The 18869-nt window shown below is 71.2% G+C and carries 17 protein-coding genes and 1 riboswitch; of the genes, 9 read left to right on the top strand and 8 right to left on the bottom strand.

Going from position 1 to position 18869, the window contains the following annotated elements:
• Positions 1-77: 77 nt before the first annotated feature.
• Positions 78-320, bottom strand: coding sequence for a hypothetical protein (locus tag U4012_RS15100; protein WP_321799590.1), 243 nt, complete (start codon positions 318-320; stop codon positions 78-80).
• A gap of 272 nt (positions 321-592) precedes the next feature.
• On the opposite strand from U4012_RS15100, the gene U4012_RS15095 reads away from it, so the two are divergent.
• The 4 genes from U4012_RS15095 to U4012_RS15080 all read left to right on the top strand — a co-directional run bounded on the left by U4012_RS15095 (position 593) and on the right by U4012_RS15080 (position 5274).
• On the top strand, positions 593-1786 hold the full coding sequence (locus U4012_RS15095) for a CoA transferase (RefSeq protein ID WP_321799588.1): 1194 nt from the start codon (positions 593-595) through the stop codon (positions 1784-1786).
• A 117-nt stretch (positions 1787-1903) separates the two neighbouring features.
• The gene (locus tag U4012_RS15090; RefSeq protein WP_321799586.1) at positions 1904-3205 is read left to right on the top strand and encodes a citrate:proton symporter; all 1302 of its coding nucleotides are present in this window, start codon (positions 1904-1906) and stop codon (positions 3203-3205) included.
• 106 nt (positions 3206-3311) lie between these two features.
• The gene (locus U4012_RS15085; RefSeq protein WP_321799584.1) at positions 3312-4478 is read left to right on the top strand and encodes an acyl-CoA dehydrogenase family protein; all 1167 of its coding nucleotides are present in this window, start codon (positions 3312-3314) and stop codon (positions 4476-4478) included.
• Positions 4479-4530: 52 nt separating this feature from the next.
• Entirely contained in the window at positions 4531-5274 is a 744-nt protein-coding gene (locus U4012_RS15080; protein ID WP_124485494.1) for an IclR family transcriptional regulator, read from the top strand.
• Positions 5275-5514: 240 nt separating this feature from the next.
• On the opposite strand, the gene cobJ is transcribed toward U4012_RS15080, so the two are convergent.
• From cobJ to cobG, 4 genes are read right to left on the bottom strand one after another with little or no spacing between them, the layout of a single operon-like run.
• Positions 5515-7266, bottom strand: coding sequence for a precorrin-3B C(17)-methyltransferase (gene cobJ, locus U4012_RS15075; RefSeq protein WP_321799581.1), 1752 nt, complete (start codon positions 7264-7266; stop codon positions 5515-5517).
• Entirely contained in the window at positions 7263-7997 is a 735-nt protein-coding gene (locus tag U4012_RS15070; RefSeq protein ID WP_044843548.1) for a precorrin-2 C(20)-methyltransferase, read from the bottom strand. Before U4012_RS15070 ends, cobJ begins: the two co-directional genes overlap by 4 nt.
• Entirely contained in the window at positions 7994-8620 is a 627-nt protein-coding gene (locus U4012_RS15065) for a precorrin-8X methylmutase (RefSeq protein WP_044843547.1), read from the bottom strand. The genes U4012_RS15070 and U4012_RS15065 overlap by 4 nt, the downstream gene beginning before the upstream one ends.
• Positions 8613-9974 (bottom strand): precorrin-3B synthase, encoded by a 1362-nt coding sequence (cobG, locus tag U4012_RS15060; RefSeq protein WP_321799802.1) that lies wholly within the window; start codon positions 9972-9974, stop codon positions 8613-8615. Before cobG ends, U4012_RS15065 begins: the two co-directional genes overlap by 8 nt.
• A gap of 106 nt (positions 9975-10080) precedes the next feature.
• Positions 10081-10273: riboswitch (cobalamin riboswitch) on the bottom strand.
• Positions 10274-10488: 215 nt separating this feature from the next.
• Between cobG and U4012_RS15055 the strand changes: the two genes are divergently transcribed.
• Genes U4012_RS15055 through cobM form a run of 4 tightly spaced genes read left to right on the top strand, consistent with a single transcriptional unit; the run spans position 10489 to position 14313 of the window.
• Entirely contained in the window at positions 10489-11724 is a 1236-nt protein-coding gene (locus tag U4012_RS15055) for a bifunctional cobalt-precorrin-7 (C(5))-methyltransferase/cobalt-precorrin-6B (C(15))-methyltransferase (RefSeq protein WP_044843625.1), read from the top strand.
• Positions 11724-12812 carry a cobalt-precorrin-5B (C(1))-methyltransferase gene (locus U4012_RS15050; protein WP_321799577.1) on the top strand — a complete coding sequence of 363 codons (1089 nt, stop codon included), beginning with the start codon at positions 11724-11726 and terminating at the stop codon, positions 12810-12812. The genes U4012_RS15055 and U4012_RS15050 overlap by 1 nt, the downstream gene beginning before the upstream one ends.
• Positions 12809-13540 carry a cobalt-precorrin-6A reductase gene (locus U4012_RS15045; RefSeq protein ID WP_321799575.1) on the top strand — a complete coding sequence of 244 codons (732 nt, stop codon included), beginning with the start codon at positions 12809-12811 and terminating at the stop codon, positions 13538-13540. Before U4012_RS15050 ends, U4012_RS15045 begins: the two co-directional genes overlap by 4 nt.
• 44 nt (positions 13541-13584) lie before the next feature.
• Positions 13585-14313, top strand: coding sequence for a precorrin-4 C(11)-methyltransferase (gene cobM / locus U4012_RS15040; protein WP_124485487.1), 729 nt, complete (start codon positions 13585-13587; stop codon positions 14311-14313).
• Positions 14314-14493: 180 nt separating this feature from the next.
• Here cobM and U4012_RS15035 read toward each other — a convergent pair whose 3' ends face one another.
• Positions 14494-15678: an MFS transporter gene (locus U4012_RS15035; protein WP_321799572.1), complete on the bottom strand. Its 1185-nt coding sequence runs from the start codon at positions 15676-15678 to the stop codon at positions 14494-14496.
• A 135-nt stretch (positions 15679-15813) separates the two neighbouring features.
• On the opposite strand from U4012_RS15035, the gene U4012_RS15030 reads away from it, so the two are divergent.
• Entirely contained in the window at positions 15814-16326 is a 513-nt protein-coding gene (locus U4012_RS15030; RefSeq protein WP_321799570.1) for a MarR family transcriptional regulator, read from the top strand.
• Between the two features lie 155 nt (positions 16327-16481).
• On the opposite strand, the gene U4012_RS15025 is transcribed toward U4012_RS15030, so the two are convergent.
• Together U4012_RS15025 and U4012_RS15020 are read right to left on the bottom strand one after the other, a co-directional pair.
• The gene (locus U4012_RS15025) at positions 16482-17186 is read right to left on the bottom strand and encodes a glutathione S-transferase N-terminal domain-containing protein (RefSeq protein ID WP_044843541.1); all 705 of its coding nucleotides are present in this window, start codon (positions 17184-17186) and stop codon (positions 16482-16484) included.
• 325 nt (positions 17187-17511) lie between these two features.
• Positions 17512-18636 (bottom strand): porin, encoded by a 1125-nt coding sequence (locus U4012_RS15020; protein WP_044843540.1) that lies wholly within the window; start codon positions 18634-18636, stop codon positions 17512-17514.
• Positions 18637-18869: the final 233 nt, after the last annotated feature.

Raw genomic sequence — 18869 nt, 5'->3', positions numbered from 1 at the left:
GGCATGCAAGCCGCCGCGCCGATCATACCGGCCGTTCGTGACAGTTCCGTGCGTTGCCGCGCGCAACGCGGATCACCTCACGCGTGCGTGTCGATCCCCGCGCGCGGCGGCTTTCCGGACCGCCCGTGGCGCTGCTTGTGGACGGCACGCCGGTGGTGATGCGGCGGCGTCACATGCGGGCGCACCGGCGCGGGTCGTGCCACCGGCGCGGCGGCCCGCGGCTGTAATTGTCCCTCGCCAAAATGGAAGGTCTGGGTTTGCGCGCGGGCGACGCCCAGCGTCGACGCCAGCAGGATGGCCGCGAGCAGCATGCGTTTCATGAAATCTCCGTCTTTCTTCAGTTGAGCACCGTCCGCCAGCTTAGCGAATCGCGGCCCGGCGAGGCAACCGGCCGGCGTTCGGTGGCGTCCCCACTTGCGGCCGGCCACGTTCTCGGCGCGGCCGCCGGGGCATCTCCGGCTTGACAATAAAATTCGCGAGTGTGAATATAAATTCACACACAAGAATTATTCTTCGAATCCGGAAAGCCGTGCCGCTGCTGTCGGCCCGGTGGAACCGGCGGTCCGATCAACCGGAAGCAGGAGCGAGACGCATGGCGGAACTGGAGCAGCAGGGCGCGTTGGCGGGGTTGCGCATCATCGATCTGTCGCGGGTGCTGGGCGGCCCGTACGCGACGCAGATCCTCGCCGACCACGGCGCGGAGGTGATCAAGGTCGAACCGCCGTCGGGCGACGAGACGCGCACCTGGGGGCCGCCGTTCGACGGCGACACGGCGTCGTATTTCCTCGGCGTGAACCGCAACAAGCTCGGCATCGCGCTCGACCTGACGCAGCCGGCGGATCGCGAGCGGCTGCTCGGCCTGCTCGAGCACGCCGATGCGCTGGTCGAGAACTTCAAGATCGGCACGATGGAGCGCTGGGGCCTCGGCTTCGACACGCTGCACGCGCGCTTTCCGCGCCTCGTCCATTGCCGCGTCTCGGGCTTCGGCGCGGACGGCCCGCTCGGCGGCCTGCCCGGCTACGACGCGGCCGTGCAGGCGCTGGCCGGGCTGATGAGCGTGAACGGCGAGGCGGGCGGCGCGCCGCTACGCGTCGGCGTGCCGATCGTCGATCTCGTCACCGGGCTGAACGCGGCGCTCGGCGTGCTGATGGCGCTGCGCGAACGCGATGCGAGCGGGCGCGGCCAGTTCGTCGAAGCGACGCTGTTCGACTGCGCGCTGTCGATCCTGCATCCGCATACGCCGAATTTCTTCCATTCCGGGAAGGCGCCGGCGCGCACCGGCAACGCGCATCCGAACATCACGCCGTACGACAGTTTTCCGACCGCGAGCGTCGACATCTTTCTCGCGGTCGGCAACAACGGGCAGTTCGCCGCGCTGTGCGACGTGCTCGGCACGCGCGACTGGCCCGCCGATCCGCGCTTCGCCGACAACCGCGCGCGCAGCGCGAACCGCGCCGCGTTGCGCGCGCTGCTCGAAACGGTGCTGGCCGCGCACGACGGCGCGGCGCTCGCCGAGCAGCTGATGCGCCGCGGCGTGCCGTGCGCGCCGGTGCTCGGGCTCGATGCGGCGCTCGACCATCCGCACGTCGCGCATCGGCAGATGAAGGTCGAACTGGGCCGGCATCGCGGCATCGCGTCGCCGATCAAGCTCGGCCGCACACCGGCTACGTACCGGCGGCCGCCGCCGGCGCTGAACGAACACGCGGCTCAGGTGTTCGCCGATGCATGCGACGCCGGCCACGGCAACGACGCCAACGACAACGCCGGCCGCACGCGCCGCAACTGACACGCGTGGCGGCCGGCGGCCGTGCGAAGGCGCCCGACGCCGCCGCACGCCCGCACGCCGCTTCGGACATCGCGCCGCACCGCGCCCGACGCGCGCCGGCGCCAGAGGAGACACATCATGCTCGCATGGATCGGCGCGATCGCGATCGTCGCGCTGTTCGGCCTGATCATCACGAAGCGGCTGTCGCCGCTCGTCACACTGATTGTCGTGCCGGTGGCCGCGTCGCTCGCGGCCGGCTTCGGACTCTCGACCGGCACGTTCATCGTGCGCGGCGTGCAGAACATCGGCCCGATCGCCGGGATGTTCGTTTTTGCGATTCTATTTTTCGGAATCCTCACCGATGCGGGGATGCTCGACCCGATCATCGCGGGCGTGCTGCGCGTGATCGGCTGCCATCCGCCGCGCATCGTGACGGGCTCGGCGCTGCTCGCGCTGCTGATCCACCTGGACGGCTCGGGCGCCGTCACGTTTCTCGTCACGCTGCCCGCGATGATGCCGCTCTATACGCGGCTCGGCATGGACCGGCGGATTCTCGCGTGCGTCGCGTCGATGGCGGCCGGGGTCAACTTCCTGCCGTGGGTCGGGCCGATGCTGCGCGCGTCGGCGGCCTTGCACATTCCCGGCTCGGCGATCTTCATGCCGATGATCCCGGTGCAGATCGTCGGGCTCGCGTTCGTGTTCGGCACCGCCTACGTGCTCGGCGTGCGCGAGGCCAAGCGGCTCGGGCTCGATCGCGCCGGCGCGGCGTCGCTCGCGGTCGCGCCGCGCGAGCTGACCGACGCCGAGCGCGCGTTGCGCCGGCCCGGCCGCTTCCGGATCAACCTGGCGCTGACGCTCGTCGTGCTCGGCACGCTGGTGTCGGGCATCGTCGACCCGATGGTGATGTTCATGCTCGGCACGGTCGCCGCGCTCGTCATCAACTATCCGGACGTGCAGGCGCAGCGCGAGCGGATCGACGCGCACGCGAAGGCCGCGCTGATGATGGCGAGCGTGCTGCTCGCGGCCGGCGCGTTCACCGGGATCATGTCCGGCACCGGGATGCTGAAGGCGATGGCCGAGGTCGTCGTCGCGCACGTGCCGGTCGAGCATGCGCGCCACATGCCGTTCGTGCTCGGCCTGCTGTCGATGCCGCTCAGCCTGCTGTTCGATCCCGATTCGTTCTACTTCGGCGTGCTGCCGGTGCTCGCGGAAAGCGCGAAGCTGCTCGGCGTACCGCCGATCCAGATGGCGCAGGCCGCGCTGCTCGGCCAGATGACCACCGGGTTCCCGGTCAGTCCGCTCACGCCCGCGACGTTCCTGATCGTCGGCCTGACCGGCGTCGAGCTGGCCGAGCACCAGAAGTTCACGATCCCGTTCCTGTTCGCCGCCACCGTGCTGATGGTCTTCGCCGCGGTCGTGGCGGGCGTGTTTCCGTTGTGAGCGTCCGCGTGCCTGTCGCGCCGCGCCGGCCGCCACCGACGCGCCTCGAAGCCCGACATCGTCTCGAGCGCGGCGCGGCCGTTCACGTTTTCCTGGAGAGCAATCCATGCAGTTCGACCTGACCGACGACCAGCGCGCGATCGAAAGCGCGATCGAGAAAATCTGCGAACGCTTCGGCGACGATTACTGGCTCGAGCGCGATCGCGCGGGCGGATTTCCGTCCGACTTTCACGCGGCGCTCGCCGAGGCCGGCTGGCTCGGCATCGCGATGGATCCGGCCCACGGCGGCGCCGGTCTCGGGATGACCGAGGCCGCGCTGATGATGCGCGCGATCAGCGCGTCGGGCGCCGGCCTGTCGGGTGCCTCGGCCGTCCACATGAACATCTTCGGGCTGAACCCGGTGCAGGTGTTCGGCAACGACGCGCAGAAGGCGCGCTTCCTGCCGCCGCTGATCGCCGGGCGCGACAAGGCCTGCTTCGCGGTGACCGAGCCCGACGCCGGCCTCGACACGACGCACCTGAGCACGCAGGCGCGCCGCGACGGCGACCACTACGTGCTGAGCGGCCGCAAAATCTGGATCTCGACCGCGCAGGTCGCGAACAAGATGCTGATCATCGCGCGCACGACGCCGCTCGACCAGGTCGCGAAGCCGACCGACGGCTTGAGCCTGTTCTACACCGACCTCGACCGTTCGCGCGTCGAGGTGCGCGAGATCGAGAAAATGGGCCGCAAGGCCGTCGATTCGAACATGCTGTTCATCGACAACCTGCGCGTGCCGCGCGACGACCTGATCGGCAACGAAGGCGACGGCTTTCGCTACCTGCTGCACGGGCTGAACCCCGAGCGGATCCTGATCGCCGCCGAGGCGATCGGCCTCGGTCAGGCCGCGCTGCGACGCGCGACGCAGTATGCGTGCGAGCGCGTCGTGTTCGGCCGGCCGATCGGGCAGAACCAGTCGATCCAGCATCCGCTCGCGCAGGCGTGGATGCAGCTCGAGGCCGCGTGGCTGATGGTGATGAAGGCCGCGACGCGCTACGACGCGGGGCAGCCGTGCGGCGCGGAGGCGAACGCCGCGAAGTACCTCGGCGCGGAAGCCGCGTTCCAGGCGTGCCAGACGGCGATCGCGACGCACGGCGGGATGGGCTATGCGAAGGAATACCATGTCGAGCGCTACCTGCGCGAGTGTATGATTCCGAGGCTCGCGCCCGTGAGTCCGCAACTGATCTTGTGCTACATCGCGGAGAAGGTGCTCGGGCTGCCGAAGTCGTACTGACACGCGGCGGCTCGCCCGGCGCGCGTTTCCCGTTCCGAATCAAGCGCTCGTCATGGACGTCAAACTCGTTGCCCGCACGCTCGATCTCTTCGAGCTGTTCGCCGCCGAACGGCGGCCGCTGCCGCTCACCGAACTCGCGCGCCTGCTCAACGTGCCGGCGTCGAGCTGCCTGGCGATGGCGCGCACGCTCGTGAGCCGCGGCTATCTGTACGAGGTGCGCAAGCGCGGCGGCTACTATCCGACGCGGCGCCTGCAGACGATCGCCGCCGCGATCGACGCGACCGATCCCGTCGTCGACATCGTGCATCCGCATCTCGTCGCGCTGCGCGACGCGAGCCGCGAGACGGCCGTGCTCGGCAAGATCCAGGGCGCGTCGGTCACGTATCTCGACGTCGTCGAGTCGGAGCAGGCGATCCGCTATACGCGCCAGCCGGGCGAACTGCGCCCGCTGCATGCGAACTCGATCGGCAAGGCGATCTTCGCGGAACTCGCGAGCGATGCGCAGCAGGCGCTCGGCGCACAGTTGTCGTTCGAGCGCTTCACCGATGCGACGGTGGCCGACCTGCCGGCGCTCGTCGCGCAAACCGCGCGGTTTCGCGAACTCGGCTGGGCCGAGAACTTCGGCGAGAGCGCGCCCGAGCTGTCGGCGATCGCGGTCGCGCTGACGCTCGACGGCGACTGGTACGGGCTGTCGGTCGTCGGGCCGACCGAGCGGATCCGCCAGCATCGCGACACGCATGCAGCGCTGCTGGTCGATGCGAAGGCGCGGCTGCTGGCCGAGCAGGGGCGCGGCTAGCAAAGGCCGCGAAGCGGGGCGGAGTGGTTGCTTCGCTTCGCGTCCCGTTCACCGCGATGCAGGATAGCGACCGGGAACGGCCGCATCGCATCACATGCCGGTACGCCGCTCGCCGTCGAGCTTCCCGAAGGTCGCTGCGAACGCGTACGGCTGCTGCGCGATATCCGGGCAGCTCGACGCCCGAACCACGCCACCGCCCCGGCCAGCAAGGCTGGACTGTGGCTCAATCCGCATCAAAGTTCAGCGATACCAGCGCGGCGTATACACCCACTCACGCCCGTCGCCGATCGCGAAACGCCGCGTCGTCGACGAACCGACGATCACCATCGTGCGCATGTCGACCTGATCGCTGCGCAGCGCGCCGAGCGTCGTCGTCGCGAGCGTCGCGCCGGGCCGGCCGATGTCGCGGCCGAGCACGACGACCGTATCGGCCGCGCGGTGCGCACGCACCGCATCGAGCGCACGATCGAGCTGCCACGGCCGCGCACGCGAGATCGGGTTGTAGAACGCCATCACGAGATCGGCCTGGGCCGCATGCCGCAGGCGCGTCTCGATCACGTCCCACGGCTTCAGGTTGTCCGACAGCGAGATCGCGCAGAAATCATGGCCGAGCGGCGCGCCGGCCTGCGCGGCGGTCGCGAGCGATGCCGATACGCCGGGTTCGATGCGCAGTTCGACCGCGGCCCAGCGCGGATCGCGCGCTTCGTCGAGGGCTTCGAGCACGGCCGCGGCCATCGCGAACACGCCGGGATCGCCCGACGACACGACCGCGACGCGCCGGCCCTCGGCCGCCAATTCGAACGCATGACGCGCGCGCTGCATTTCCTCGCGATTGTCGGTGCCGTGCACGCGCTGCTCCGCGCGGAACGGGCCGGCCATCGTCACGTAGGTCGTATAGCCGAGGATATCGGTGGCGTCCGCGAGCGCACTGCGCGCCGCGGGCGTGAGCCATGCGGCGTCGCCCGGGCCGAGGCCGAGCACCGTCAGGCGGCCGCGTGCACGGCCGAGCGTGGCGGGATCGACCGGTTGCGCCGCGACCGCGCACGCGAGGCCATCGGTCGCTGCGCGCAGCGTATGCGCGACGCGCAACGTGCGGGCGAGCAGGGTGGCGGCAGCGGTGTTGCCAGCGCGGGCCTTATCGCCATCGCCATCGCTATCACCATCGCCTTCGACATCGGCAAAGCGCAGCGGCACGTCCAGCGTCCGTGCGGCGGCTTCGACCCGTGCATCGCCGAGCAACGTCGCCGGTGCGACGAGCGCGGCAAGCGCCAGCCGCGCGAGGCCGTGCGCGTCGAGCAGCGCGTCGATGCGTTCGGCAAGCGACGGCGCCGCATCGGCCCGCACGCCGCGCGTATCGACGCCGACCACCACGCTGCGCGGATGGATCACGAGTTCGTCGCGCGCGCCGCGCCACGCATCGGGCGTCACGCGGATCGCATGCGCGGCCGCGTCGTCGCGCGGCAGCGCGACGTCGTCGAGCCACGGCGCCGCGCCGTCGACGCGCGTGGCCGCGCCCGCGAGCAGGTCGGACACGAAGCGCTTGCCTTGCTGGAGATCGGCGAGCGCATAGCCGTCTGGCGGGTTGAGCACGCATGCGCCGAAGCGCAGCTCGCCGCTCGTGGTGATCGCGGGCGCGACGCCGAGGCATTCGGCGATTTCGCGCGCGATCACGTTGACGCCCGTCAGCCCGCCGAGCAGCGGCACGACGGCCGAACCGTCTTCCGCGACCGCGAGCACCGGCGGTTCGACACCCTTGTCGGCGAGTGCCGGCGCGACGCAACGGATCACGATGCCGGCCGCGCACAGCGCGACGATCGGCAAGCCGCGCGCGTAGAGTTCGCGCAGGTGCGCGCCGAGTTCGTCGAACGGCACGTCGGCCTCGACGCGCGACGCGAGCCCGTGCACGGCGGCGCCCGGATAACGCGCCTGGATGCGCCGCGCGGTATCGAGCGCGCCCGCGCCGAGAATCACGATCGCGGGCGGGGTCGTCATCCTTGCCATTTTTCCCCCGGGACGACGAGCAGCGAGAAATACGGCGACGCCATCGGATCGACTTCGTCGAGCGGCACGATGCGCTGGGCCGCCATCGTCGCGCGCTCGACGTACAGCGCGCGCTTCGCGAGCCCCAGTTCGTCGAGCACGCGCCGCACCTTGTCGAAGTTGCGGCCGAGCTTCATCACGACGGCCGCGTCGGCCTGCGCGAGCCGCGCGCGCAATTCGTCCTCCGGCAGCACGCCGGACAGCACCGACAGGCTCTGGTTGCGATAGACGAGCGGCTGGCCGAGCACGGCCGTGCCGCCGAGCATCGCGCACACGCCCGGGATCACTTCGGTGTCGTAGCGCGGCGCGAGGCGATCGTGCAGGTACATGTACGACCCGTAGAAGAACGGGTCGCCTTCGCAGATCACCGCGACGTCGCGCCCGGCGTCGAGATGCGACGCGACGATCTCGGCCGCCGTGTCGTAGAAGTCGGCGATCACGGTCTCGTAGCAAAGCGGCGGCGCCAGCGCCTCGGTCGTCACCGGATAGACGAGCGGCAATTGCGTCTGCGCGTCGCGCAGGTGCGCCTCGACGATTCCGTACGCATTGCCCTTCTTGCCCTTCGCGACGAAATACGCGACCACCGGCGCGGCCTGCAGCACGCGCAGCGCCTTGATCGTCATCAGTTCAGGATCGCCGGGGCCGACGCCGACCCCGAACAGGCGTCCGCGCGGGGCCGTCATTCGGCCTCCGTCGCGAGTGCGTTGACCGCGGCAGCCGCCATCGCGCTGCCGCCGCGCCGGCCGAGCAGCGCGACGTACGGCACGCCGCGGCTGTCGGCGTCGAGCGCCGCCTTCGATTCGGCCGCGCCGATGAAGCCGACCGGAAAGCCGAGGATCAGCGCTGGGCGCGGCGCACCGGCGTCGATCATGTCGAGCAGGTGGAACAGCGCGGTCGGCGCATTGCCGATCACGACGACGCTGCCGGCCAGATGCGGGCGCCACAGTTCGAGCGCCGCGGCCGAGCGTGTGTTGCCGAGATGCCGCGCGAGGTCGGGCACTTCCGGTTCGCCGAGCGTGCAGATCACGCGATTGCCGGCCGGCAGCCGCGCGCGCGTGATGCCTTCGGCAACCATCTTCGCGTCGCACAGGATCGGCGCGCCGGCCGCGAGCGCCATACGGCCCGCCGTGCCGGCGCCGGCCGAGAAGCGCAGGTCGTAGGTGACATCGACCATCCCGCACGCGTGGATCACGCGCACCGCGAGTTTCTCGAGATCGGGCGGAACCTGCGACAGGTCGGCCTCGGCGCGGATCGTCGCGAACGACTGGCGGTAGATTTCCTGCCCGTCGCGAATGTAGTCAAGCATCGGTGGTGTCCTGGCTGTGGCGCGCGCCCGTCAGTCGGGCCGCGGCCTGGTCAATCGTCAGATGGCGCGCGAGCGGGGCGCCGAGGCCCGCGGCGGCGTCGCGCCGGTAAAGGTCGTAGCGCGCGGGCGCGACCGCGACGAGCGTATGCGTCGCGGGGTGCGGCAGCGCACAGTGGCGCTCGCAGCCGGTCAGGTGCACGTCGACCGGATGGCCGACGCGCGCGGCCAGCGCGAGCGCATCGCGTTTCGTATCGGCGCGCGACTTCGCGCAGCCCGCGCTGCCGGTGCAGGCGACCAGCGCCGCCAGCGGGTCGGATGTCGTGCACACGAGCCCGAGCGACGCGAGCGCGTCGAGCACGGCCGGCGCACGTTCGTGCCGCACGCCGTGCACGAACACGCCTTGCCACGGCGTCATCGACAGCGTGCCGTCGCCGTCGGCGTCGGCCAGTGCCGCGAGCCGTTCCAGTTGCGACGCGTCGAGCCGGCCGAGCACGAACTGCGCGCCGACGCTGCAGCGATCCGCGTCGCGCGACGGCCGTGCGCCGAAACGCAGCGCGGCATCCGCTTGCGTGCGCCGCCAGCCGGCCAGTGCCGGATCGGCTTCGAGCGGGAACGGTACGTAATGCTGCGCACGCTCGCGCAACGCGCGTGCGCCGCCGGTCGCGAGCCACGCACGCATCCGCGTGACGTCGGCCGGCGCGAGATCGAGGAACGCCAGCAGCAACGCGCGCACGAGCGCGACGGCCTGGTCCGGCGCCACGTCGAACGCGGCGGGCGGATCGCCGGGCGCGACCGGCGGACAGCCGGCCAGGCCCGCGGCGATGCGGACCGCGCCGTCGCCGCGACGCCACGCGGCGAGCCAGATGTCGTGCGGATGATCGAGCGCCGCGACCGATTCGCCGCCGTCGAGCTGGATCGAGAATTTCGGCGACAGTTCGCCGCGGCGCGGCTCGTGCGTCAGCATGTCGAGCAGCGCAAGCGCGAGTGTGCGGCTGTCGAGCAGCGCGTCGGGATCGCGCCCCGCAAGCGGGCTGAGCATCAGGTTGCGGACGTCGTCGCTTGCGGCAAGCGCGGCGCGGTCGTCAGCGGCCTCGCCCGCGTTGATGCGTGGGCCCAGGCCCGCGTCGAGCAACGCGTCGACCAGCGTATCGGCCGTGCCGTCGCGAATGCCGCGCAGCTGGAGATTCGCGCGATTGGTCGCGTCGATCGCGCCGGAGCCGCAGGCACGCGCGACGGCGGCGATCGCGCGCGCCTGCCGCGTGTCGAACCGGCCGCCCGGCAGCTTGATCCGGCACAGCCCGCCGTCGGCGGCCGCGACGACGCGCACGAGCCCCGGGCAAGCCGAAGGGCGCACGACGGGCGAAGCAGGATTCGAATCGGGGGCGGATCTCAACGGGATACCGGGACAGTGTCGCGCCGCGGCCAACGCATCGGTACACCCCGCCCGACGCCGACTGGCACGCACGCACTTTCAGGCCGGCAGGTCTCCTGGCTGACAGGTCGGCGCCGGCTCCCGGCCTTCCCGGTGAAACCAGTGGCATGAGGGGGGAGATCGGCTCGCTGTCTACAGTTGCGGGGGCAGCCACAGCGGCGCGAGGCGCGCCCTGTGTTCCCTCTTCGGCCCCGAAGGGCACCGGCGAACGAACGGCCGTAGGATACCCGATTTCACCGGCGTTTCGGGCCCCCCAGGCGACCGTCGGGCAGGCGCCGTGGCCGACGCGAAACGCGGCCCGGCGTCGGCGGGCTCGCAGATGAAACGCGCGGTGGAACACGGTACCATGCCGACTTTCGCAATGCGGACGGCCGCACCGGCGCCTTCACGGCCGCCGTGCGGCGACTCGATGGAATCGGACGAAGGGGAAGGGTGCATGACGGCGTGGCTGACGGTAGTGGGCATCGGCGACGACGGCTACGCGGGGCTCGGGCGCGGCGCGCGGCGCGCGCTGCTCGAGGCGAAGCGGGTCGTCGGCGCGAAGCGGCACCTCGACATGCTGCCCGCGCGGCTGCCGGCCGAACGCGCCGCATGGCCGTCGCCGTTCGACCTGTCGGGCCTGCTCGCGCAGCGCGGTTCACCCGTCTGCGTGCTGGCGAGCGGCGACCCGATGCTGTTCGGCGTCGGCGCGACGCTCGCGCGCGAACTGTCCCCCGACGAATGGCGCGTGCTGCCCGCACCGTCGTCGCTGTCGCTGGCGGCCGCGCGGCTCGGCTGGGCGTTGCAGGACGTCGGCGCGGTGTCGCTCGTCGGCCGGCCGCTCGCGACGCTGGCGCGTCACCTGCTGCCGGGCCGGCGCCTGTTCGTGCTGAGCGCCGACGGCCGCACGCCGGCCACGGTCGCCGCCGAACTCGCCGCGCGCGGCTTCGGCCCGACGCGCATCAGCGTGTTCGAGCACCTCGGCGGCCCGCTCGAGCGGCGCATCGACGGGCTCGCGCAAGACTGGCACATCGACGAAACCGCCGCGCTCAATCTCGTCGCGCTCGACTGCCAGGCCGGCCCCGATGCGCCGCGCCGCGCACTCACGCCCGGCCTGCCCGACGACGCGTACCGCCACGACGGCCAGCTCACCAAGCGCGACATGCGCGCGCTGACGCTCGGACGCCTCGCGCCTGCCCCCGGCGAACTGTTGTGGGACGTCGGCGCAGGCAGCGGCTCGATCGGCATCGAGTGGATGCGCGCGCATCCGTCGTGCCAGGCGATCGCGATCGAGTCGCATGCGGAGCGGCAGCGCTTCATCGAGCACAACCGCGACGCGCTCGGCGTACCGGGCCTGCAACTCGTGGCCGGGCGCGCGCCCGATGCGCTCGCGGGGCTCGCCGCGCCCGATGCGATCTTCATCGGCGGCGGCGCGACCGTGCCCGGCGTGCTCGACGCGTGCTGGTCGGCACTGAAGCCCGGCGGCCGGCTCGTCGCGAACGCGGTCACGCTGCAGGGCGAGCTGGCGCTCGCCGCGTGGCGCGACGCGCACGGCGGCACGCTCACGCGCGTATCGCTCGCGCACGCCGAGCCGCTCGGCCGCTTCGACACGTGGCGGCAGCCGTTGCCCGTCACGCTGTACGACGTGCACAAGCCCGCTTCCACGGCGACCGACCTCGCGGACCCTGCCTGATGCGCGACGAGACCCCCGAACAACCGGCACCGCTGCGGTTCGGCTACACGACCGGCAGCTGCGCGACCGCGACGTCGCTTGCCGCCGCACGCGTGCTGCTCGCGGGCCGCGCGGACGATGCGGTCGAGATCGTGCTGCCGAAGGGGCAGCGCGTGATGATGCGGCTCGCGTTCTGCCGGGCCACGGCCGACGGCGCGGAAGCCGGCACGATCAAGGATGCCGGCGACGATCCGGACGTCACGCACGGCGCGCTGATCTTCGCGCGGGTCGCGCTCGCCGCCGCGCCCGGCGTGCGTTTTCACGCGGGGCCGGGGGTCGGCACCGTCACGCGCGCGGGGCTCACGCTGCCGGTCGGCGAACCGGCGATCAATCCGGTGCCGCGCCAGATGATGACCGCGCACCTCGACGCGCTCGCGGCCGAATACGGCTACACGGGCGGCTTTGACGTGACGATCGGTGTCGAGGGCGGCGAGGCGCTCGCGCTGAAGACGATGAACCCGCGGCTGGGCATCGTCGGCGGCTTGTCGATTCTCGGCACGACCGGCATCGTGCGGCCGTTCTCGTGCTCGGCGTACATCGCGTCGATCCATCAGGGCATCGACGTCGCGCGCGCGAACGGGATCGCGCACATCGCCGCGTGCACCGGCAACGCGAGCGAGGATGCGATGCGCGCGCACTACGGCCTGCCCGACATGGCACTGATCGAAATGGGCGATTTCGCCGGCGCGGTGCTCAAGCACCTGCGCCGCGCGCCGGTCGCGCGCCTGTCGATGTGCGGCGGCTTCGGCAAGCTCAGCAAGCTCGCGGCCGGCCATCTCGACCTGCACAGCCGCCATTCGAGCATCGATCTGCCGCTGCTCGCGCAGTGGGCGGCCGAGGCGGGCGCGAACGACGCGCTGCAGGCCGCGATGCGCGCGGCGAACACCAGCCAGGAAGCGCTGAAGCTCACGCAGGCCGAAGGCGTGCCGCTCGGCGACCTCGTCTGCGCGCACGCGCTGCGGGTCGCGCGCGACATCGTGCCGCCATCGGTCGCCGTCGAGATGTTCGCGATCGACCGGCAGGGCCGCTTCGTCGGGATCGCACGATGAGCGCGCGCATCCTGCTGCTCGGCGGCACCGGCGACGCGCTGAAGATCGCACGCGCGCTCGGTCCGCGGCACGTGTATAGCCTCGCGGGTCTCGGCAAGGTGCCCGACGACCTGCGCTGCGACGTGCGCGTCGGCGGCTTCGGCGGGGCGGCCGGGCTCGCCGCGTATCTGCGCGGTGCCGGCATCGGCCTCGTGATCGACGCCACGCATCCGTATGCCGCGCGCATCAGTGCGAACGCGGCGGCCGCCGCGCGCGACGCGGGCGTGCCGCTGTGGGCGCTGCGCCGCGCGCCGTGGGCGCCGCAACCCGGCGACGACTGGCGGATGGTCGACGACTGGGCCGGCATCGAGGCCGCGCTCGCGCCGTTCCGGCGGCCGCTGTTCACGCTCGGCCGCGAACCGCTCGCGCATCTCGACGCGATCCCGCCGCACCAGTTCTGGCTGGTGCGCTGCCTCGATGCGCATCCCGGCAACGCGCGCGTGCAGATCGTCGCCGCGCGCGGGCCGTTCACGCTCGAGAATGAACGCGCGCTGTTCGCGCTCGCGGGCATCGACGTCGTCGTCAGCAAGAACAGCGGCGGCGCCGCGACCGAAGCCAAGCTCGACGTCGCGCGCGAACGCCGGCTGCCGGTCGTGATGCTGCGCCGGCCGCCGCTGCCCGACGCCGACCGCGCGTTCGACTCGGCCGCCGCGCTGCTCGATGCGCTCGACCCGGCCGCGCGTGCTTGATGCCACGCGACCCGGCTGACCCATGAATTGACGGAGATTTTTCGATGACGGTGTATTTCATCGGCGCGGGCCCCGGCGACCCGGAGCTGATCACGGTAAAGGGCCAGCGCCTCGTGCGCACGTGCCCGGTGATCCTGTATGCAGGGTCGCTCGTGCCGCCGGCCGTGCTTGACGGCCATCGTGCGGAACGGGTCGTCAATACCGCCGAGCTCGACCTCGACGCAATCGTCGCGCTGCTCGCCGACGCGCATGCGAAAGGGCAGGACGTCGCGCGCGTGCATTCGGGCGATCCGTCGCTGTACGGTGCGATCGGCGAACAGATCCGCCGGCTGAAAGCGCTCGGGATTCCCTATGAAATCGTGCCGGGCGTGACGGCCACGGCCGCCTGCGCGGCGACGCTCGGGGTCGAGCTGACGCTGCCCGGTGTCGCACAGACGGTGATCCTCACGCGCTTCGCGGGCAAGACGACGATGCCGGAAGGCGAAGCGCTCGGCGCGCTCGCCGCGCATCGCGCGACGCTCGCGATTCACCTCGGCGTGCGGCATCTCGCGCGGATCGTCGACGAAGTGCTGCCGCATTACGGGCCCGCGTGCCCGGTCGCGGTGATCTACCGCGCGAGCTGGCCCGACGAGGAGCGCGTGACCGGCACGCTGGCCGACATCGTCGGCAAGGTGCAGGGCACGCAGATCGAACGCACCGCGCTGATCCTGATCGGGCGCGTGCTCGACGCGGAAGGGTTCGCGGATTCGACGCTGTACGCGAGCGGGGGGTGATGACGCGTGTACGGAACGCAACGCACTTCGCGTTGCGAGGCATCGCGACAATGGGTTGCCTCGCGAGCCGGGCCGCCGATCAATACCCATCGTCGAACGGCACCGCATGAACCGGCAACGGGCAACCGCGCGCCGGCCACGAACCGGGTCGACGCCTTCACGCGCCGCGTCTGATCGGCGCTACGCACGCGCGACACGCCGCGCAAACTGCGGCGCGAAGCCCGCCGCCAGTGCGAACAGCACGACGCACAGGCATGCCATCGCGATCCATGCCGGCGTCAGATCCGCGAGATGCTGGCGCACGATGCCGGCCGCGAACGGAAACAACCCGGCAACCAGATAGCCGACGCCCTGCACGAACCCCGTCAGCGATGCCGCGTCGGCCGGCGTCGCCGCATGATCGACCGTGACGATCAGCGACAGCGGAAACAGCGCGCCGATCCCCGCGCCAAGCAGCAGCGCGGCCGGCATCGCGAGCGTGTCCGGCGCGGCCAGCATCACCAGCAATCCGGCGAACAGCGACGCGATCGCCGCGTGCAGCGCGGGCCGGCGATCGGGCAGGCGGTCGATCGTCGCCGAGATCGCCAGCCCCGCGACGACTTCCGCGAGCGTCACGCCGCCGAGCAGGCTGCCGGCCGCCGTCGGCGACCAGCCGAGCCGCATGTAGTACGGCGGCAGCCATGCGAGCACGAGGGTGTAGGCACCCGTCGCGATCCCGAAGAACATCGCGAGCCGCCAGGCCCGCGGCGAGCGCGACGGCCGCGCCTGCATCGGCGGCGCGGCCGTCGGCCCGGACGCCGGTGCGTCGCCGCCACGACTGGCCAGCGGCCACGCGAGCGCCGCGACCGCGGCTGGCAGCGCCCAGCCCGCGAGCGCGACCAGCCAGCCCCAGCGGGCCGCGGCGAACGGCGCGACGACGCTCGCGAGCACCGCGCCGCCCATGATCGACGTCGAATAGACGCCCATCGCGCCGCCGATGCGCGTCGCGAAATGCGCCTTCACGAACCCCGGCAGCAGCGCCTGCACCATCGCGATCCCGATGCCCGCGCAACCTGCGCTCGCGAGCAGCAGCCACGCGTGCTGCGCGCCGAAGCGCGACGCGCACGCGAGCCCGATCAGCACGACGCCGAGCCACACGCCGCCGGCGATCCCCGTCACGCGCTGCAGCCGCCGCGCGCCGAGCGCGCCCAGGCCCATCAGCAGGATCGGGATCGTGGTCAGCAGGCTTGCCGCGCCGTCGCCGATGCCGGTCGCACGCTGGATCATGTCGAGCAGCGGACCGATCGCGGCCAGCGCGGGCCGCAGGTTCAACCCGACCAGTACGATGGCGGCCAGCCGCCAGCCGGGGGAAGTGAAGCGATTCATGATGGAGTGGCCCTCGATATCGGTGCACGACACCTCCGTCCTGCGTGCCGTGCATTTTCATGTAAAGTATCTCGACATCAAGATAAATGCGCATTTATCTCGACGTCAAGATAACTGGTGAGCCGAGGAGGGTTAATGGATCGAGCCGCGCATGCGCTCGCGCAATGGCGCGTCGAGCGTCCGGATCTGGATGCGTCGTCGATGCTCGTGATGGGACGGCTGCAGGAAGCCGCGCTCGTGATCGCGCGCGACGGTCTCAATCCGCTGTTCGCGCGCTACGGGATGCAGCCGGGCGAGTTCGACGTGCTGGCGACGCTGCGGCGCAGCGGCGCGCCGTTCGCGCTGACACCGACCGCGCTGTACGACGCGCTGATGATGTCGTCGGGCGGGATGACCGCGCGCATCGACCGGCTGCAGAAGGCCGGCTGGGTCGAGCGCCGGCCGAACCCGGCCGACGGCCGCGGCACGCTCGTCGCGCTGACCGACGCCGGCCGCGCGCTGATCGACGATGCGGTGGTCGCGCACGTCGACAATCAGCGTGCGATGCTGGCCGCGCTGTCGGAGGCGGAGCAGGCGCAACTTGCGGCGTTGCTCGAAAAGCTGCTGGCGGGATTGGGAGGAGAAGCGTCGGCGTCGGCCGATAGGTAGCGCCGCTGCATCGTCACGTCGAACGAACGCGACGAGCGGGAAATGGAAACGCCGACAGGAAACGCGCAAAAGGAAGGCAGCGCGTGAACCGCCCGCCGCGCGCCGCGGCGGGCCGGACAGACGGCGGGCCGCACCGCGTGCGCCCGCCGCGCGGCTCAGCCGCGTGCCGGGATGTTGAGCCCGCGCGCGACGGCCGGACGCGCGACGAACGCGTCGAGCGCCCGCGCGACATGCTTGAATTCGCCGAAGCCGACCAGGTCGCCCGCTTCATAGAAGCCGACAAGGTTGCGCACCCACGGGAAGATCGCGATGTCGGCGATCGTGTACGTATCGCCCATCACCCACTTGCGGTTCGCGAGATGCGCGTCGAGCACGCCGAGCAGGCGCTTCGATTCGGCGACGTAGCGGTCGCGCGGACGCTTGTCCTCGTAGTCGCGGCCCGCGAACTTGTGGAAGAAGCCGACCTGCCCGAACATCGGGCCGATGCCGCCCATCTGGAACATCACCCACTGGATCGTCTCGTAGCGGCCCGCCGGATCCTTCGGGATCAGCTGGCCCGTCTTGTCCGCGAGATAGATCAGGATCGCGCCCGATTCGAACAGCGCCAGCGGCCGGCCGTCGGGGCCGTTCGGATCGATGATCGCCGGGATCTTGTTGTTCGGGTTCAGCGACAGGAATTCGGGCGACAGCTGGTCGTTCGTGTCGAAGCGCACGAGGTGCGGCTCGTACGGCAGCCCGGTTTCCTCGAGCATGATCGACACCTTGACGCCGTTCGGCGTCGGCAGCGAGTACAGCTGGAGACGGTCGGGATGCTGGGCCGGCCATTTTTTCGTGATCGGGAAGGCGGACAGATCGGGCATGGAGGTTCGTTCGTCAACGTTGAGGATCCGCGCCCCGCCGGCCTGCCGCGCGTCGCCGGCAGCCGCTGACACGGCGGCAGGAACGGGACGAACGCATCGACCGGCGGGCGGGGCGCGCCGAAGACGCCCACTGTAGCCGATCCCCGCGATCGCTGCAGACGGCGGCCGCGCGTCGTGTCCGTGCGCCGCCGCGCGCAGCGCGCCTGCCTGTTTCGGTCAGCCGCCTCAACAGACGACGCATCGACGTGTCGCGAACGGGTGCCTGTGGACATCGCGCCAGGCCCTGCGCGCTGCGGCACCCGTGCCACACCGCACTGCTGCATCGTCAGAAGTTGTGCCGCAGCCCGACCATCGCCGCGGTCGTGCCGACCCCGGGCGCGACCGGCTGCCCGTACACGAGCATCTGGTTCATCGTGCCGCGGTTGTTCACGTGGCCGACCTGCGCATAGACCATCGACCGCTTCGACAGGCTGTAGTCGGCCGTGAGCACGACGGCCGTCGAGCGGTTTTCCGAACGGTTGCGGTCCTTCAGGTAATACACCGCCGACGTCACCTGCAACGCGGGCGTGAAGCGATAGCCGACGCCGGCCGACAGCATGTCGAGGTTCACCTTGTCCGCATGCGACGGATTCCTGCCGTTGCCGTACGACGCCGACACCGAGAAGTCGCGGATCGTGTATTTCGCGCCGACGTAGATGAAGCGGTTGTTGTCGACGCCGGTCGGCGCGACACCCGGCGCCGGATTCGTGTCGTGGCCGTTGTAGTAGACGGCCGACGCGTTGAGCCCGTAGTTCGAATACCGCAGCACGACCGATTCGCGCGTGCCGCCCTGGAACTGCCCGGCGACGCCGCCGGGCGCGTATTCGAGCGCGATCGACGCGCCCGCGAAGGTCGGCGACTGATAGACGAGCGCATTGCTGTCGTACAGCGCGCCGATCGCGCCGTTGGTGCTCGTCCCCGGCCAGCCGGCCGCGGTGTTCAGGCCGAGCCACGCGGTCAGCACGCTGCCGAAGAACTGCGCGTTGCGCACGTCGGTGTCGGCCATCGCGTAGATCATCGGCACGATCTGGCGGCCGGCCGTGAAGGTGCCGAACGGCCCGGACACGCCGAGCGACGCAACCTGGTTGAAGATCGCGACGGCGCCCGGCGTGTCGCTCAGCTGCATCCTGCCGGTGCCGCTGTCGAACGAGCCCTGCAGCTTGAAGTTGACCTTGTAGCCGCCGCCGATGTCCTCGCTGCCCTTGATGCCCCAGAAGCTCGAATAGATGCCGCCGTCCTTCATGCGGAACACCTTGCCGGTGTTCGGCGCGTTCGGGCCGAACGACGCGGCCGACGTGCTCTGGTACAGCAGGCCCGTGTCGACCACCCCGTACAGCGTGACGGAGGATTGCGCGTGCGCGAGCGCCGCACTGCCGGCAAGCGCCGCGAGCGCGGCCAGTTTCGTCTTCATCGAAGTCTCCAGATCGTAATGGACCGCCCGGGATCGAGCCCGGGCGGGTGCAGCGGGGGAAGCATCGAGGCAGGCGGGAGGGCGCCGGGTGCGACGCCGGTGCGAGCCGTGCGGAAAGACTACGCAACGGCGCGCGCCCGCTCCCCCCCATGCGCGGGGGGCAGGGTTGCGGAGAATCGGCGGGGAACCCGGGCAACGCGGTTGTCATCAACGGCCGGGCAAGGCCGATCGAG

The organism is Burkholderia sp. BCC1988, from assembly GCF_905339895.1.
GTDB lineage: Bacteria > Pseudomonadota > Gammaproteobacteria > Burkholderiales > Burkholderiaceae > Burkholderia.
The sequence above is the reverse complement of the archived record's forward strand: the minus strand, read 5'-3'. Positions and strand labels throughout refer to the sequence as shown.

Bases quoted from the DNA above. Each gene is read 5' to 3' on its own strand.
- U4012_RS15080 (WP_124485494.1), top strand. From the start codon at position 4,531: ATGGACGTCAAACTCGTTGCCCGCACGCTCGATCTCTTCGAGCTGTTC.
- U4012_RS15090 (WP_321799586.1), top strand. From the start codon at position 1,904: ATGCTCGCATGGATCGGCGCGATCGCGATCGTCGCGCTGTTCGGCCTG.
- U4012_RS15035 (WP_321799572.1), bottom strand. From the start codon at position 15,678: ATGAATCGCTTCACTTCCCCCGGCTGGCGGCTGGCCGCCATCGTACTG.
- cobJ (WP_321799581.1), bottom strand. From the start codon at position 7,266: ATGACGACCCCGCCCGCGATCGTGATTCTCGGCGCGGGCGCGCTCGAT.
- U4012_RS15085 (WP_321799584.1), top strand. From the start codon at position 3,312: ATGCAGTTCGACCTGACCGACGACCAGCGCGCGATCGAAAGCGCGATC.
- U4012_RS15030 (WP_321799570.1), top strand. From the start codon at position 15,814: ATGGATCGAGCCGCGCATGCGCTCGCGCAATGGCGCGTCGAGCGTCCG.
- U4012_RS15065 (WP_044843547.1), bottom strand. From the start codon at position 8,620: ATGCTTGACTACATTCGCGACGGGCAGGAAATCTACCGCCAGTCGTTC.
- U4012_RS15100 (WP_321799590.1), bottom strand. From the start codon at position 320: ATGAAACGCATGCTGCTCGCGGCCATCCTGCTGGCGTCGACGCTGGGC.
- U4012_RS15055 (WP_044843625.1), top strand. From the start codon at position 10,489: ATGACGGCGTGGCTGACGGTAGTGGGCATCGGCGACGACGGCTACGCG.
- U4012_RS15050 (WP_321799577.1), top strand. From the start codon at position 11,724: ATGCGCGACGAGACCCCCGAACAACCGGCACCGCTGCGGTTCGGCTAC.
- cobM (WP_124485487.1), top strand. From the start codon at position 13,585: ATGACGGTGTATTTCATCGGCGCGGGCCCCGGCGACCCGGAGCTGATC.
- U4012_RS15025 (WP_044843541.1), bottom strand. From the start codon at position 17,186: ATGCCCGATCTGTCCGCCTTCCCGATCACGAAAAAATGGCCGGCCCAG.
- U4012_RS15045 (WP_321799575.1), top strand. From the start codon at position 12,809: ATGAGCGCGCGCATCCTGCTGCTCGGCGGCACCGGCGACGCGCTGAAG.
- U4012_RS15095 (WP_321799588.1), top strand. From the start codon at position 593: ATGGCGGAACTGGAGCAGCAGGGCGCGTTGGCGGGGTTGCGCATCATC.
- U4012_RS15070 (WP_044843548.1), bottom strand. From the start codon at position 7,997: ATGACGGCCCCGCGCGGACGCCTGTTCGGGGTCGGCGTCGGCCCCGGC.
- U4012_RS15020 (WP_044843540.1), bottom strand. From the start codon at position 18,636: ATGAAGACGAAACTGGCCGCGCTCGCGGCGCTTGCCGGCAGTGCGGCG.